This window comes from Pseudomonas sp. B21-051, from assembly GCF_024748795.1.
GTDB lineage: Bacteria > Pseudomonadota > Gammaproteobacteria > Pseudomonadales > Pseudomonadaceae > Aquipseudomonas > Aquipseudomonas putida_A.
This window is the reverse complement of sequence record NZ_CP087166.1, coordinates 3,625,717-3,640,328: the sequence shown is the minus strand read 5'-3', so window position 1 is coordinate 3,640,328 and position 14,612 is coordinate 3,625,717. Positions and strand designations below refer to the sequence as shown.

The 14,612-nt window shown below is 60.9% G+C and carries 14 protein-coding genes and 1 pseudogene; 9 read left to right on the top strand and 6 right to left on the bottom strand.

All coding sequences use genetic code 11. The annotated features are described in order from the left end of the window. Positions 1–31 precede the first annotated feature (31 nt). Positions 32–1,033 (top strand): annotated as a pseudogene (locus tag LOY52_RS16120) (chitinase); the annotation flags it as partial. 153 nt (positions 1,034–1,186) lie between these two features. Beyond that, positions 1,187–1,777 carry an NUDIX domain-containing protein gene (locus LOY52_RS16115; protein WP_258675012.1) on the top strand — a complete coding sequence of 197 codons (591 nt, stop codon included), beginning with the start codon at positions 1,187–1,189 and terminating at the stop codon, positions 1,775–1,777. Between the two features lie 128 nt (positions 1,778–1,905). On the opposite strand, the gene LOY52_RS16110 is transcribed toward LOY52_RS16115, so the two are convergent. Then, positions 1,906–2,421, bottom strand: coding sequence for a methylated-DNA--[protein]-cysteine S-methyltransferase (locus LOY52_RS16110; RefSeq protein WP_258675011.1), 516 nt, complete (start codon positions 2,419–2,421; stop codon positions 1,906–1,908). 150 nt (positions 2,422–2,571) lie between these two features. On the opposite strand from LOY52_RS16110, the gene ggt reads away from it, so the two are divergent. Together ggt and LOY52_RS16100 are read left to right on the top strand one after the other, a co-directional pair. Then, entirely contained in the window at positions 2,572–4,299 is a 1,728-nt protein-coding gene (ggt, locus tag LOY52_RS16105) for a gamma-glutamyltransferase (RefSeq protein ID WP_258675010.1), read from the top strand. Positions 4,300–4,367: 68 nt separating this feature from the next. Continuing rightward, positions 4,368–4,901 (top strand): cysteine hydrolase family protein, encoded by a 534-nt coding sequence (locus tag LOY52_RS16100; RefSeq protein WP_258675009.1) that lies wholly within the window; start codon positions 4,368–4,370, stop codon positions 4,899–4,901. 286 nt (positions 4,902–5,187) lie between these two features. Here LOY52_RS16100 and LOY52_RS16095 read toward each other — a convergent pair whose 3' ends face one another. Next, a complete protein-coding gene (locus LOY52_RS16095; RefSeq protein WP_258675007.1) occupies positions 5,188–5,829 on the bottom strand; it encodes a TetR/AcrR family transcriptional regulator in 642 nt (213 codons plus the stop codon). 241 nt (positions 5,830–6,070) lie between these two features. On the opposite strand from LOY52_RS16095, the gene LOY52_RS16090 reads away from it, so the two are divergent. Beyond that, positions 6,071–6,706, top strand: coding sequence for a hypothetical protein (locus tag LOY52_RS16090; protein WP_258675006.1), 636 nt, complete (start codon positions 6,071–6,073; stop codon positions 6,704–6,706). Between the two features lie 40 nt (positions 6,707–6,746). On the opposite strand, the gene LOY52_RS16085 is transcribed toward LOY52_RS16090, so the two are convergent. Beyond that, complete coding sequence (locus tag LOY52_RS16085) at positions 6,747–7,292, bottom strand: hypothetical protein (RefSeq protein ID WP_258675004.1); 546 nt, start codon at positions 7,290–7,292, stop codon at positions 6,747–6,749. A gap of 83 nt (positions 7,293–7,375) precedes the next feature. Beyond that, a complete protein-coding gene (locus LOY52_RS16080) occupies positions 7,376–7,666 on the bottom strand; it encodes a hypothetical protein (protein WP_258675003.1) in 291 nt (96 codons plus the stop codon). A gap of 157 nt (positions 7,667–7,823) precedes the next feature. On the opposite strand from LOY52_RS16080, the gene LOY52_RS16075 reads away from it, so the two are divergent. Beyond that, the gene (locus LOY52_RS16075; RefSeq protein ID WP_258675002.1) at positions 7,824–9,269 is read left to right on the top strand and encodes a SulP family inorganic anion transporter; all 1,446 of its coding nucleotides are present in this window, start codon (positions 7,824–7,826) and stop codon (positions 9,267–9,269) included. Between the two features lie 105 nt (positions 9,270–9,374). On the opposite strand, the gene LOY52_RS16070 is transcribed toward LOY52_RS16075, so the two are convergent. Continuing rightward, complete coding sequence (locus tag LOY52_RS16070; RefSeq protein WP_258675000.1) at positions 9,375–10,268, bottom strand: DMT family transporter; 894 nt, start codon at positions 10,266–10,268, stop codon at positions 9,375–9,377. A 91-nt stretch (positions 10,269–10,359) separates the two neighbouring features. On the opposite strand from LOY52_RS16070, the gene LOY52_RS16065 reads away from it, so the two are divergent. Continuing rightward, positions 10,360–11,691 carry a PLP-dependent aminotransferase family protein gene (locus LOY52_RS16065; RefSeq protein ID WP_258674999.1) on the top strand — a complete coding sequence of 444 codons (1,332 nt, stop codon included), beginning with the start codon at positions 10,360–10,362 and terminating at the stop codon, positions 11,689–11,691. A 160-nt stretch (positions 11,692–11,851) separates the two neighbouring features. After that, positions 11,852–12,238 (top strand): cytochrome c family protein, encoded by a 387-nt coding sequence (locus LOY52_RS16060; protein ID WP_258674998.1) that lies wholly within the window; start codon positions 11,852–11,854, stop codon positions 12,236–12,238. Here the strand turns inward: LOY52_RS16060 and LOY52_RS16055 are convergent. After that, complete coding sequence (locus tag LOY52_RS16055) at positions 12,235–13,119, bottom strand: LysR substrate-binding domain-containing protein (RefSeq protein WP_258674996.1); 885 nt, start codon at positions 13,117–13,119, stop codon at positions 12,235–12,237. The genes LOY52_RS16060 and LOY52_RS16055 overlap by 4 nt on opposite strands. 160 nt (positions 13,120–13,279) lie before the next feature. Here LOY52_RS16055 and LOY52_RS16050 point away from each other — a divergent pair, with 160 nt between their 5' ends. After that, positions 13,280–14,581: an FAD-binding oxidoreductase gene (locus LOY52_RS16050; protein ID WP_258674995.1), complete on the top strand. Its 1,302-nt coding sequence runs from the start codon at positions 13,280–13,282 to the stop codon at positions 14,579–14,581. Positions 14,582–14,612 lie beyond the last annotated feature (31 nt).

Below are 14,612 nucleotides of genomic sequence, written 5' to 3'. Positions count from 1 at the left end.
GCTCAACCCTCAGGTTCTGAAGGATTAGAACATGTCAAATATCGACTTCACGCTAGTGCAAAACCAGGCGGCCGACGCGGCCTCGCTGATGCCGAGCATCGCCGGCAAGAAAATACTCATGGGCTTCTGGCACAACTGGCCGGCGGGTCCGAGTGACGGCTACCGTCAGGGTCGCTTCGCCGAGATCGCGCTGGAAGCGGTACCCAAGGAGTACAACGTGGTCGCGGTGGCGTTCATGAAGGGCAGCGGAATTCCGACTTTCAAGCCCTACAACGTTTCCGATGCAGAGTTTCGACGTCAGGTCGGCGTGCTCAACAGCCAGGGCCGGGCGGTGTTGCTGTCCCTGGGGGGCGCCGATGCGCACATCGAGTTGCGCAGCGGGCAGGAACAACCGCTGGCCAATGAAATTATCCGTCTGGTGGAAGTCTACGGCTTCGATGGGCTGGACATCGATCTTGAACAGAGCGCGATTGATTTCGCTGCCAACAAGACCGTGCTGCCGGCCGCGCTGAAACTGGTCAAGGATCACTACGCAGGCCAGGGCAAGCACTTCATCATCAGCATGGCCCCGGAGTTTCCGTACCTGACCACCAACGGCAAATACGTCGGATACCTGCAGGCACTGGAAGGCTATTACGACTTCATTGCGCCGCAGTTCTACAACCAGGGCGGCGACGGGGTCTGGGTGCCGGAAGCCAATAATGGCAATGGTGCGTGGATCGCGCAGAACAACGATGCGCTGAAAGAGGACTTCCTCTATTACCTGACCGAAAGTCTGGTGACCGGGACCCGGGGCTTCACCAAAATCCCGGCGGACAAATTCGTCATCGGCCTGCCGGCCAACGTCGATGCAGCCGCCACCGGTTATGTGATCGACAGCACCGCGGTGGGCAATGCGCTCAAGCGTCTGGCGATCAAAGGGCTGCCGATCAAAGGCCTGATGACCTGGTCGGTGAACTGGGACAACGGCGTCAGCAAGGATCGCGTGCCGTACAACTGGGAGTTCAGTCGGCGTTATGGGCCGCTGGTTCACGGCACCCGAACAGCGGTGCAGGAAACGGATGATGCGTTGTCGCGCATCGCCCGTTAATCGCAAATAAAGAAGCCCGGTAGCGCTGCCGGGCTTTTTTTGTGGGCACGATTAATCGACTATGGGCGTTTTCCGATGACACAAGGATCAGGCTTCATGACCAAGACAGCCGAGCGGGTCAACATTGTCGACACTGAGGTGTTGTCCCACGACTGGTACCTGTTGAAGAAGATCACCTTTGACTACCTGCGCAACAACGGCGACTGGCAGCGGCAGACCCGCGAAGTCTACGACCGTGGCAATGGTGCGGCGATCCTGTTGTTCAACCGCTCACAGCGCACGGTGGTGCTGACCCGCCAATTCCGCCTGCCGGTGTTCGTCAACGGTCACGATGGATTGCTGATCGAAGTAGCGGCGGGGCTGCTGGAAGGCGCGGCGCCGGAACAGCGGATTCGCGACGAGGCCGAAGAAGAAACCGGCTACCGCGTGCATGACGTGAAGAAGGTATTCGAGGCTTACATGAGCCCCGGTTCGGTGACCGAGAAACTGCACTTCTTCATTGCCGAGTACGACGCAAAGTCGAAGGTCAGTGAGGGCGGTGGCCTGGAAGAAGAAACCGAAGAACTGGAAGTGCTCGAATGGGGCTTCGATGAAGCACTGGCTGCATTCCAGCGTGGAGAGATCTGCGATGCCAAGACCATCATGCTGTTGCAGTACGCAGCAATGAATAACCTGTTCAACACCTGATTCAGCGCCAATCCATTGTGGCGAGGGAGCTTGCTCCCGCTGGGCTGCGCAGCGGCCCCCAGGTTTTTGCCAGTGCTACGCACTGGAGCGGGAGCAAGCTCCCTCGCCACACAATGGCATTTGCAGGGTTAAAACAGGTCGCCTGTTCTACCGACATCAGACCAGTCACCCCCCTCCAGCACCAGCAATCGCTCTTTGGCCTCAAGCCCGCCCGCAAACCCGGTCAGCTTCCCTGACGCGCCAATCACCCGATGACACGGCGCCACAATCGAAATCGGATTGCGCCCATTCGCCGCTCCCACCGCGCGCACGGCTGTCGGATTACCGATCTGCTCGGCGATCTGGCTGTAAGTGCGGGTTTCGCCAAACGGAATGGTCAGCAACGCCGCCCAGACCTTTTTCTGAAAATCGGTGCCGACAAAATCCAGCTCCAGTTCGAAGCGATCACGGCCGCCGGCAAAATATTCTTCGAGCTGCTGTGCGGTTCGCTGCAGCAGCGGATTGTCCGGCGCTTCGCTCATCGGACCGAGGCGCACCCGGCCCGGTTTGTCGTTTTCCCAGAGGATGGCCGCCAGTCGCGAGCCGTTCGCAACCAGCTTCAATTCGCCGACCGGTGAGGGCAGGGTGATGAACGTGTAGGGCATGGGCAAAACTCCGGGTCGGCGCGGCAACGGCAACCAGCATACTGCCTGATCGGGGAGGCGCAAATCGCAATAGCGACCATACTGCTTGGTGCTTTTGCAGCGTTCCCTTCTGCTCTGCACAGAACCCGAAAACAAAAAAGAGATCGACTCATGAAGTACGAACCTTTGGCCAAAACGCTGATCGCGACTTCACTGGCACTGAGCTGCCTGATGGCCCACGCCGCTTCGGTGGCACCGGTTGCCGCCGAAAACGGCATGGTGGTCACCGCCCAACACCTGGCCTCACATGTTGGCGTCGATGTGTTGAAAAACGGCGGCAATGCGGTGGATGCAGCGGTCGCCGTGGGCTATGCGCTGGCGGTGGTGTATCCCGCGGCCGGCAACCTCGGTGGTGGCGGTTTCATGACCATTCAACTGGCGGACGGGCGCAAGACCTTCCTCGACTTCCGCGAAAAAGCCCCGCTGGCGGCGACCGCCAACATGTACCTGGACAAGGACGGCAACGTCGTTCCGGATCTGAGCACTCGTGGTCACCTCGCCGTGGCGGTGCCGGGCACCGTGTCGGGCATGGAGCTGGCGCTGAGCAAGTACGGCACCAAACCGCGCAAGGAGATGATCGCTCCGGCGATCAAGCTGGCTGAGGACGGTTTCGAACTGGAGCAGGGCGACGTCGATCTGCTGGACTATGCCACTGATGTGTTCAAGAAGGACATGCGCGATTCCGGTTCGATCTTCCTGCACAACGGCGAACCGATGCAGGTCGGGCAGAAACTGGTGCAGAAGGATCTGGCGAAAACCCTGCGCACGATTTCCGAAAAAGGCGCCGATGGCTTCTATAAGGGCTGGGTGGCCGACGCGATTGTCACTTCCAGTCAGGCCAACAAGGGCATCATCACCCAGGCTGACCTCGACAAGTACAAGACCCGCGAACTGGCCCCGGTGGAGTGCGATTACCGTGGCTACCATGTGGTTTCGGCGCCACCGCCAAGCTCCGGCGGGGTGGTGATCTGCGAGATCATGAACATCCTCGAAGGCTATCCGATGAAGGATCTTGGCTTCCATTCCGCCCAGGGCATGCACTACCAGATCGAAGCGATGCGCCACGCCTACGTGGACCGCAACAGCTATCTGGGCGACCCGGATTTCGTGAAGAACCCGATCGAGCACCTGCTGGACAAGAACTACGCCACCAAGCTGCGCGACGCGATCCAGCCGCAGAAGGCCGGGATCTCCGCCGAGCTGAAACCCGGCGTCGCGCCGCATGAAGGCAACAACACCACGCACTATTCGATCGTCGACAAGTGGGGCAACGCAGTGTCGGTGACCTACACCCTCAACGACTGGTTCGGCGCCGGGGTGATGGCGAGCAAGACCGGGGTGATCCTCAACGACGAGATGGACGACTTCACCTCCAAGGTCGGCGTGCCGAACATGTACGGTCTGGTGCAGGGCGAGGCCAATGCCATCGCTCCGGGCAAAACCCCGCTGTCGTCGATGAGTCCGACCATCGTCACCAAGGACGGCAAAGTGGTGATGGTGGTCGGCACCCCGGGTGGCAGCCGCATCATCACCGCGACCTTGCTGACCATGCTCAATGTCATCGACTACGGCATGGGCCTGCAGGAAGCGGTCGACGCGCCACGCTTCCACCAGCAATGGATGCCAGAGGAAACCAACCTCGAAGACTTCGCCGCCAGTCCGGATACGAAGAAGATCCTCGAGAGCTGGGGCCACAAATTCGCCGGGCCGCAGGATGCCAACCACATCGCCGCGATCCTGGTCGGCGCGCCGTCGCTGGGCGGTAAACCGGTGGGCAAAAACCGTTTCTACGGGGCCAACGATCCACGGCGCAATACCGGGTTGTCATTGGGTTACTGAGAAGCGTAAAAAGGGCGGCGGGGCTCAGCTCCGCCCCTGTCTCAAGGATCGATCAAGGAAGGCCCATCATGTCTAGCGCATTGCTGATCATCGACGTCCAACAGGCTCTTTGCTCGGGTCAGTATCAGTGCTTCGACATCCACCGCGTGATCGCCACCATCAACCAGCTCAGCACGCGTGCGCGTGAGGCCGGCGTGCCGGTGGTGCTGATTCAGCATGAAGAAAAGGACAGTCCTTTGGCCTACAGTGCCGAAGGCTGGCAACTCGCCGCCGGCCTGCTGACGGCCACGCAAGACCTGCGCGTACGCAAAACCACCCCGGATTCCTTCTACCAGACCGAGCTGGGCAAGTTGCTGCCCAGCGAAGACTTCGAACGACTGATAATTTGCGGCCTGCAGACCGACTACTGCGTCAACGCCACCGTGCGTCAGGCCCATCAGTTGGGTTACGACGTCGTGCTCGTGGCAGACGCCCATTCCACCCTCGACAACGGCAACATGAGCGCCGAAGACATCATCGCCGAACATAACAAGGATCTGGCGCACCTGACCGGCGCTACCGGTCGCATCGACGTCAAACCCGCAGCCGAAATCACTTTCTGAGGCCCGAAAATTCCTCTGTTGGTCTTACTGGCCTCATCGCTGGCAAGCCAGCTCCCACAGGGTTTGGCATGGATCGCAAAATCCATGAACAACATGGATCACTGTGGGAGCTGGGCTGCCAGCGATGGCGGCGAACCTGTCAATGAAAATGCCAGCTATGCGGACCCAATCGCCAGCAGGCTGGCTCCCACAATGGTCGATGGGGTGACCAAATTCCCATTCCCATCCCAAATCCCCTGTGGCGAGCGGGCTTGCTCGCGCCGGGCTGCGTAGCAGCCCTCACACCTCAAGTCGCAAACAAAACCCCACGAATCGCCCCAACCCGCGGGGCCACGACGCCCTCCAGCACCAACCGCGTAATGGTCTCGGCAGCCGTCGCGTAATCCTCATCCTGCGGCACTTCGCGTCCGGTGATGCAGCCCATTTGCCAGCCAATATTGGTGTAGGTGCGGGTTGCCGACCAGATGAACAGCATCAGGTGCTCCGGATCCACCGGCGCCAGCAGGCCGCGGTCGATCCAGCTGCGCAGGCAGTCGACGTTGCGTCGGGCTTCGGCGTGCAGCAGGTCGCGGCATTCGTCCGGCAATTGGCGACCGCCAAGCAGCAGTTCACCGCTGAAGACCTTGGCGATGGCTGGGTGTTCACGGGCGATGCGGATACGCGCGGCGACGTAGGCGCGCAGGCCGATCATGGGATCGTCGCTTTCGCGCAGCGCCGCCGAGGCTTCCAGCAGCGGTTCGACGAATCCCAGCAGGACCTTGGAATAGAGGTTTTCCTTGGTCTGGAAGTAGTAATACAGGTTGGCCTTGGGCACGCCGGCACGGGCGGCGATGTCGCGGGTCTGGGTGGCGTCGAAGCCGTTGGCGGCGAACTCTTCGCTGGCGGCGGCGAGGATCAGTTGCTCGTTGCGTACGCGAATGGCGCTCATGGGAACACGGTGTGAATGAATGGCATGGGCGGATACTGGCAAATTCGGTTTCGAAATATACAAAACTATATAGCGGTGAGGCCAGCTGACTGCTCGATTTGCGGCAGGGCTGAGCGAATATTTTTGTGTAAATTTTCCGATGCGGCCTTTCCTCAAGCGAGCGCTCTCTCTAGAATCCGCCCCGCCTCCGCAATGGAGGCTCATTGCTATCATTTGGCTCGGTTCACATAGGGAAGACAACATGCAATTCGGGAAAATCCTGGCGCTGGGCCTGGTGCTTGCGCTCGGTGGTTGTGCCAGTTTCACCAAAGACGAAGTGGCGCCGGTCAAGCTGCCATCGATGACCAGCTACGCGAACAAACCGAATGTCTATGTGGACTTCGACTTCTATCAGGGCGAGCCGAAAAGCGCTTCGGCCGTAGAAGTGCCGCAAGCGCGAGATCAGCTCAAGCCAGAGCTGCAAAAGATTCTGACCGATTCGGGCCTGTTCGGCCGCGTCACCCTGGACGAGTTCCAGAAGCAGCCGGGTGACTACAGCCTGCGTCTGAAAATGTACAACCATCCGCCGAATGCCGGTTCGATGGTGCTGGGCTTCATCAGTGGTTTCAGCCTGGGGGTGATTCCGGCATACGGCACCGATCAGTACACCATGAGCCTCGAAGCCGTGGACGGAATGGGTCAGGCGCTGACCACCGCGAGCAACCATGATGCGGTCGGTACCTGGATCGGTATCTGGTTCATTCCGTTGATGGGCAACACCCCGAAGGCGGCGGTCAACGACACCTTCGCCCGTCAGGTCAACGCGCTGCTCAAGCAGATGATCGACAACAACAACCTGAAATACTCGGCGCTCGAGACTCGCACTCCGCGGGCCTGATGCCAAAAAAAGAGCCGCAATTGCGGCTCTTTTTTTGCCCTTACTTCAGGGCCTGGATGAACTGAGGATCGCTGTACAGTTCCTTCAGCAGATCGCGCAGCATCGGGTTATAGGCGTTGACCGCGTTCGGAATCGCAATGAAACCGAAGAAGCTGCTGCTCCACTGGCTGGTGACATGCTTGGTCGCGTCGTAGATCACATTCTGTCCATTAAGCAACGTGAAGCGTGCAGCGAGTTGGCCTTCGCCCGTGCCCATGCCGGCCGACAGATTGTTCTTCACCACCAGCACTTTCAACTGACGCTGAGCCTGCGGATCAAGCAGACCGGCCTTGCGCAGTTCTTCGGTGATCGCGTCCTGGATATGCGCCGGGATGCTGCCGGACGGCGAGCGCACCGGATTGGCCCGCACTGTCAGCGAACCTTCACCGGACTCGGCAGTTACCTGAGGATTGCTGATCGCCTGCAGCGGCGGCGTCTGCTTGAGCTTTTGAACGTTATCGAAGCTCGGTTCATAGCGGGTCATGGTCATGCCACAACCTTGCAGCAACACGGCCAGCATCGGGATCAACAACAGAGACTTTTTCACGGCGTTTCCTTGCGTGAGGAATAAGGGGGGGCGAATTATCGGCAGAGTGCCATCATTGGGCAACCGACTTCACCGTGAAGCGCTCAGAGCTTCAACAGATTCTCGATCTGCGCCAGTTCCCAGGTACTGAGCAGATTCACCGGGTCGGTGCCGTAACGACTGTTGAATTGCCATTCGCGTCCATCCGGGCAGTGGCACTGTTCACAGTGATGCAAGCGCCCACCCTCAAAATCCAGCACCAGGCGCCAGCCCTCGATATCGACCGTAACCAGTCCGGTATCAGCGGGCGTCTCGGATCTGTTGAACATCAGCACGCCCAGCGCAGCCTCGCGCAAGCGCTGGCAAACGTCGCGGGCGGTCAGCAATGCAATCATGGTCGTACTCGGTGGAGGCACAAGCGCGTCAGGATAAATCGCCCGGCCAAGGGTGTCAGCGATCACTGGCCCGATTCCGAACTATTCCGTAACATCCGCACCCCACTTTTTAACGAACATCAGCGGCCGTACTCGTCGGCCGTCAGTCAGGTAAGCCATGAAACCGAAACGTCTGCGCGCCGATGTCCTGGCCGGACTCACCACCTCGTTTGCCCTGTTGCCCGAATGCATTGCGTTTGCGCTGGTGGCGCATCTCAATCCGCTGATGGGCCTGTACGGCGCCTTCATCATTTGTACGCTGACCGCGTTGTTCGGTGGCCGGCCGGGAATGGTCTCCGGGGCGGCGGGTTCGATGGCGGTAGTGATCGTCGCGCTGGTGGTGCAGCACGGCGTGCAATACCTGCTGGCAACGGTGTTGCTCGGCGGGCTGATCATGATGGCGTTCGGGCTGCTGCGTCTGGGCAAACTGGTGCGCATGGTGCCGCATCCGGTGATGCTCGGCTTCGTCAACGGTCTGGCGATCATTATTGCGCTGGCGCAGCTGGAGCATTTCAAGAGCGGCGAACACTGGCTCAGCGGCACGCCGCTGTACCTGATGACCGGGCTGGTGCTGCTGACCATGGCCATCGTCTACATCCTGCCGCGCCTGACCCGTGCGGTGCCGCCGGCATTGGTGGCGATCCTCGGCGTGGGCCTGCTGGTCTACCTGTTCGGCCTGCCGACCCGCACCCTTGGCGATATGGCGCACATCGCTGGCGGCCTGCCGAGCTTCGCGCTGCCGGACATCCCGTGGACGCTGGAAACCCTGCGCATCATTGCCCCGTACGCAATTCTGATGGCACTGGTCGGCCTGCTGGAAACCCTGTTGACCCTGAACCTCACCGACGAAATCACCGAAACCCGTGGTTACCCGGATCGCGAATGCGTGGCGCTGGGCGCGGCGAACGTGGTCTCGGGCGCGTTCGGTGGCATGGGCGGTTGCGCGATGATCGGCCAGACCGTGATCAACCTCAGCTCCGGCGGCCGTGGGCGGTTGTCCGGGGTGGTGGCGGGGGTGTTGATTCTGCTGTTCATCCTGTTTCTGTCGCCACTGATCGAGCGTATTCCGCTGGCGGCGCTGGTGGGCGTGATGTTCGTGGTCTCGCAGCAGACCTTCGCCTGGGCCTCGTTGCGGGTGTTGAACAAAGTGCCGTTCAACGATGTATTGGTGATCAGCGCTGTGACCAGCATCACCGTGTTTACCGATCTGGCCACCGCCGTGCTGTGCGGGATCATCATCGCCGCGCTGAATTTCGCCTGGCAGCAGGCCCGCGAGTTGTACGCCGATGAGCATCTCGAAGCCGACGGCAGCAAGCTCTACCGTCTGCACGGCACACTGTTCTTTGCCTCGACCACGCCGTTCCTCAACCAGTTCGACCCGGCCAATGACCCGGCCCGGGTGACGCTGGATTGCCGGCATCTGAGCTTTGTCGATTACTCGGCGATTGCCGCGTTGAAAACCTTGCGTGAGCGATACGCCAAGGCCGGGAAAGAGTTGCAGGTGTTTCATCTGTCTGAGCGCTGCAAGAAACTGCTCAAGCGCGCCGGCGTCGAACACCACTGATCCCCCTGTAGGAGCTGCCGCAGGCTGCGATCTTTTGATGTTGATCTTTTAAAAAACAAGATCAAAAGATCGCAGCCTGCGGCAGCTCCTACAGAGGCGGTGTGGTTATCTGGCGAATTTTTTTGCCCCGGCTACGCAGAGAATGACGCCTGCCGTCACCGCAAGCATGCCGACACTGACCTGTTCATGCAGCAACGTCGCCGCCAGCGCCAGGCCGAAAAGCGGCTGCAGCAATTGCAGTTGACCAACCGCCGCGATCCCGCCCTGGGCCAGGCCGCGATACCAGAACACAAAGCCGATCAGCATGCTGAACAGCGCCACGTAGGCCAGGCACATCCAGGCCGACAGGCTGACGTGGCTGAACGAAGCGGGCGCCAGCCACAGGCTGAGCAAGGCCATCACCGGCAGCGACAACACCAGCGCCCAGCAGATCACCTGCCAGCCGCCGAGGACCCGCGAAAGTTTCGCGCCTTCGGCATAACCCAGACCGCAGGCCAGAATCGCCGCGAGCATCAGCAGATCACCGGTGGGCGAAGCGGTCAGTCCCTGTGACAGGGCGAAGCCAACGACCAAGCCGCTACCTAGAATCGAGAACACCCAGAACACCGGTCGCGGGTGCTCGCCGCCACGCAGCACGGCAAAAATCGCCGTTGCCAGGGGGAGCAATCCTACAAACACAATCGAATGCGCCGACGTCACGTGTTGCAGCGCCAATGCCGTCAGCAGTGGAAAGCCCAGCACCACGCCCAGCGCCACGATCAATAACGACAACCATTGATCGCGTGCCGGACGCCGTTCGCGAAACAGCCACAACAGAATGACCGCCAACACGCCGGCAATGGCCGCGCGCGCCACGGTGAGAAACACCGGATCGAATTCCAGCACCGCCAGGCGCGTGGCGGGTAACGATCCGCTGAAGATCACCACGCCGATGAAGCCATTGATCCAGCCGCTGGTTTTTTCCAGGGCCGGGTTAACCAGGTTCGAAGTCCGTTCCATACAAGGTTACGCTCAAAAAGGTGGGTTGCTTTCGAGCCATCCTGGGGCCGAGAATCAGCACAATCAAATAATTGTCATGGATACATCCGACATGCCGCGCTCGCGCTACAAGACCCTCGTTGACGCCTATGCCGCGGACATTCGCGCGGGGCGTCTGGCGCCCGGAACCCGACTGCCGACCCACCGGGAACTGGCGGCCAGTGCGGGGCTGGCACTGGTCACCGCGTCGCGGGTGTACGCCGAGCTTGAGGCGATGGGGCTGGTCAGCGGCGAAACCGGGCGCGGGACGTTTGTGCGCGAAACCTCGTTGTCGCCGGGGCAGGGCATCGATCAGAAAGACGTGGCAGTCGGCATGATCGACCTGAATTTCAACTATCCGTCGCTTCCCGGTCAGGCCGACCTGTTGCGTACGGCGTTACGCCAGTTGGCGCTGTCCGGTGATCTGGAAGCCTTGCTGCGTTATCAACCCCACGCCGGGCGCCAGCATGAGCGCGCCTCGATCGCGCAGCATTTGCAGGCTCGCGGGGTGCAGGTCGATGCCGGGCAGGTGTTGATCGTCAACGGTGCCCAGCAAGGGTTGGCGGTGACGCTGATGGCCTTGCTCAAACCCGGTGATGTGATTGCAGCGGATGCGCTGACTTATTCCGGCTTCAAGGTCTTGGCCGAAGCGCTGCATCTGGAAGTGGTGGCGATTCCGTCCGGTGATCACGGGCCGGATCTGATGGCGCTGGAGAAACTTTGCCACAGCCGTTCGGTGCGTGCGATTTACAGCATGCCGACGCTGCACAATCCATTGGGCTGGGTGACGCCGATCGAACAGCGCGAGCAATTGGTCGCGCTCGCCCGCCGCCATGATCTGACGATCATCGAAGACGCGGCCTACGCCTTTCTGGTGGAAAACCCACCGCGTACCCTGGTCGATCTGGCACCGGAACGCACGGTTTACGTCTCGGGACTTTCGAAGAACATTGCCACTGGCCTGCGCGTCGGTTTCATTGCCGCGCCGCTGCAGACGGTGCCGGCGCTGGAGAGGATCATTCGCGCCACCACCTGGAACACCCCCGGCGTGATGACCGCGATGGCTTGCGGCTGGCTCGACGATGGCACCGTCACCCTGCTGGAACAACAAAAACGCGACGACGCCAAGGCCCGGCAGATACTCGCCTGCGAGTTGCTGCAAGGGCTGACTTGCATCGGTCATCCATCCTCCTATTTCCTCTGGCTGCCGCTGCCCGAAGACGTACGCGCGGATCAGATTGTGGTGGAGTTGATGCACCAGCAGATTTCGGTGACCACCGCCGAACCGTTCGCGGTGTCGGCGCACGTGCCGCATGCGATTCGGCTGGCGTTGGGGTCGGTGCCAATGGCTGTGCTGCGCCAGGCATTGATCACCGTCAGAAAGGTCATCGGCGCTTATCTGTAAAACACCTGCTGTGAAATACACCTGTGGCGAGGGAGCTTGCTCCCGCCGGCCTGCATGGCAGGCCCATACCGGGGTCGCTACGCAACCCGGCGGGAGCAAGCTCCCTCACCACAAAGTGTTAGCCTTGCCCCAACTGCATCACACCGTTTTGGAACGCCCGATGAAAAACACCGTTTCACTGCTTCTTGCCCTGACCGCAACCGCCGTGCTGTTCAGCTCAACCACCCACGCCGCAGGCGATCCAGCCGCCGGCGAAAAGATCTTCCCGCGTCTGTGCGGCGGCTGCCACCAGGTGGGCCCGGATGCGCGTCCCGGGTTCGGCCCGCAACTCAACGGCATCATCGGCCGACCAGCCGGGACCTCGGCCAATTACGTGTATTCCGAGGCGATGAAAAACTCCGGCAAGACCTGGGACCGCGAAACGCTGACGGCGTATCTGAAAGATCCAAAGGGCGTGGTGCCGGGCACGCGGATGATTTTCTGGGGGCTGAGTGATGAGGAGAAGATCGATAATTTGTTGGCGTATCTGCAGCAGTTCGCCAACTAAAGAGTTTTCTCGGCCTGCGCGGCAAACCACTGCATGACCTCCGCGCACGCCGCATGCGAAGCCGCCGCCGGTTGCAGGCATAACGCGTAAATTCCTCCCGTCTTCAGCGGGGGGCCGAACGGCACCACCAACACGCCGCGCTCGATGGACTCTGCCGCGAGCGTCATGTCGGTCACCGCCACGCCCAAGCCTCGCGCGGCCGCATCCAGTGCCAACTCATCAAGGTTGAACGGAATATGCCGGTAACTTTCCAGCGGCTCGCCGCCGTTGGCCGTCAGCCATTCGATCCACGCTTGCCGATCGGCAGAACGATGCAGCAAGGCGAACCCCAGCAAGTCTTCGACCGAGCGCGGCGCGTTTGCCAGACTGGGCGAACAGACGGGCACCAGTGTTTCCTCAAACAGTGTCATGCAATCCGCGTCACTGGTTGGCTGCGGCAAATAAAGAATATAGGCATCGCTGTCACTGGCCGGCTCGACGACTTCGGTGGCAACGGTTTCTATCGCCAGTGAGACCTCGGGGTGGCTGAGGTAGAAGTCGCTGAGTTTGGGTAGCAGCCAGCGCACCGCCAGTGATACATGCATGCGAATGCGGAACGGGCGTTGCTGCGGAGCGAGGCGCTCTTCGAGGGTTTTCAATTGACCGAGGATGCTAATGGCGCTGGCCAGTACCTGTTCGCCTTCCGGGGTCAGGCGCAGGCTGCGGCTGGTCCTGATGAACAGCGCGACATTGAAGTGACTTTCCAGTTGCTGGATCTGCCGGCTCACCGCGCTTTGGGTCAGGCACAGCTGTTGCGCGGCCTGGGTGAAGCTGGCGCAACGGGCGACTTCTACCAGCGTCTGCATGGCCTGCAGGGAGGGCACGTGGCGGATTTTATCCATGCGTTTTCAGAATGGCTCGATGATTTTATAACGTTGGTTGGGCCAGCCGAGACCTTATAGATTTTAGCTCTGGCGGCGAACCTTATGCTTTCTCCATGCGATTCACGCATGAGCGAGGGTGAAAGGCAAGCCGCGCAACGACAGTCGAATGAGGTCAGCAATGGAAAACGTATGTGGCTGGATCGCCCAGGCCGGCAGCTCGCCGCAGCGCGGTCGCCTGAGCGGTGCGCAGAAAGCCGATTGGCTGGTGATCGGTGGCGGGATTACCGGCCTCAGCGCCGCGCACAACCTGGCACAGATGCACCCGCAGGCGCGCATCGTGGTGGTTGACCGCCAGCGTGCGGCGCAGGGCGCTTCGGCGCGCAACTCGGGTTTTGTCGTGGCCCACGAACATCCGGGCGACAGTGAATTGCTCGGCGCGCCAGGCTTTGCCGGGTTTGAAATCGACACGGCAATTTCCCGTACTGCCGCCGACGCCGTGCGCCAGACTATCGCGCAACATGCCATCGACTGCGACTTTCGCGACAACGGGTATTTCTTCGCGGTCAGCGACGCCGCCAAGCTCAGCCATGTCGACGCCAAACTGGCGACCTTGCGCGCCCTCGGTGCCCGCGCAGAATTTCTCCAGGGCGATGCGCTGGCGCAGAAACTCGGCACCCGGCACTACACGGCGGGGATCTGGTGCGGCAACGGCAATGCGCTGTTGCAACCGGGCAAATACGTGAAGGGCCTGCTCAATGCGCTGCCGGGCAATATCAGCGTTTACGAGCACGCTGACATCTGTGGTCTGGAGCGCATCAGCCACGGCCGGCTGCGGGCCAATGCGGTGGGTGGCAGCGTTGAGGCCAAGCGCGTGCTGGTGTGCCTGAACGCATTCATTCCCCGGATCGGCATTCATGACAGCGCGACCTTCCCGATGGAACTCAGCGCCAGTCTTACCCGGCCACTCAGCGACCAGGAGTTTCAGGCGATCGGTGCCGTCGAACCGTGGGGCGTGCTCTCGACCCGGCCGTTGGGCGCCACGGTGCGGCTGACCCCGGACCGGCGAGTGATGATCCGCAACACCGCCGAGTACCGTACGCGCGATCTGTCAGAAAGCGAACTGGCGCTGCGCCGCGAACATCATGTGCGCGGTCTGCAACGACGCTTTCCGTTCCTCGACGAGCAAGACATTCAATACACCTGGACCGGCCACTTGAGCGCGACCCGCAGCGGTCAGGCGTTTTTTCAGAAGGTGGAAGAGGGCGTGTTTGCCGTCGCCGGTTGCAACGGTTCCGGGGTGGCGCGCGGCACGCTGTGGGGACGCTTGCTGGCGGAACTGGCGTCCGGCGTCGATTCACCGTTGCTGCATTCGGTGATGCAACGGGCCGAACCCGGCTGGCTGCCACCGCGACCTTTTTTCGACATCGGTGCCATGCTGCGCATGCGCGTGGAGGCAGTCCGGGCCAGAACAGAAATCTGAAGTTTCACTTACCGCACAACAACAAAAAACA

Bases quoted from the DNA above. Each gene is read 5' to 3' on its own strand.
- LOY52_RS16070 (WP_258675000.1), bottom strand. From the start codon at position 10,268: ATGGAACGGACTTCGAACCTGGTTAACCCGGCCCTGGAAAAAACCAGC.
- LOY52_RS16065 (WP_258674999.1), top strand. From the start codon at position 10,360: ATGCCGCGCTCGCGCTACAAGACCCTCGTTGACGCCTATGCCGCGGAC.
- LOY52_RS16075 (WP_258675002.1), top strand. From the start codon at position 7,824: ATGAAACCGAAACGTCTGCGCGCCGATGTCCTGGCCGGACTCACCACC.
- LOY52_RS16090 (WP_258675006.1), top strand. From the start codon at position 6,071: ATGCAATTCGGGAAAATCCTGGCGCTGGGCCTGGTGCTTGCGCTCGGT.
- ggt (WP_258675010.1), top strand. From the start codon at position 2,572: ATGAAGTACGAACCTTTGGCCAAAACGCTGATCGCGACTTCACTGGCA.
- LOY52_RS16050 (WP_258674995.1), top strand. From the start codon at position 13,280: ATGGAAAACGTATGTGGCTGGATCGCCCAGGCCGGCAGCTCGCCGCAG.
- LOY52_RS16055 (WP_258674996.1), bottom strand. From the start codon at position 13,119: ATGGATAAAATCCGCCACGTGCCCTCCCTGCAGGCCATGCAGACGCTG.
- LOY52_RS16100 (WP_258675009.1), top strand. From the start codon at position 4,368: ATGTCTAGCGCATTGCTGATCATCGACGTCCAACAGGCTCTTTGCTCG.
- LOY52_RS16060 (WP_258674998.1), top strand. From the start codon at position 11,852: ATGAAAAACACCGTTTCACTGCTTCTTGCCCTGACCGCAACCGCCGTG.
- LOY52_RS16115 (WP_258675012.1), top strand. From the start codon at position 1,187: ATGACCAAGACAGCCGAGCGGGTCAACATTGTCGACACTGAGGTGTTG.
- LOY52_RS16080 (WP_258675003.1), bottom strand. From the start codon at position 7,666: ATGATTGCATTGCTGACCGCCCGCGACGTTTGCCAGCGCTTGCGCGAG.
- LOY52_RS16095 (WP_258675007.1), bottom strand. From the start codon at position 5,829: ATGAGCGCCATTCGCGTACGCAACGAGCAACTGATCCTCGCCGCCGCC.
- LOY52_RS16110 (WP_258675011.1), bottom strand. From the start codon at position 2,421: ATGCCCTACACGTTCATCACCCTGCCCTCACCGGTCGGCGAATTGAAG.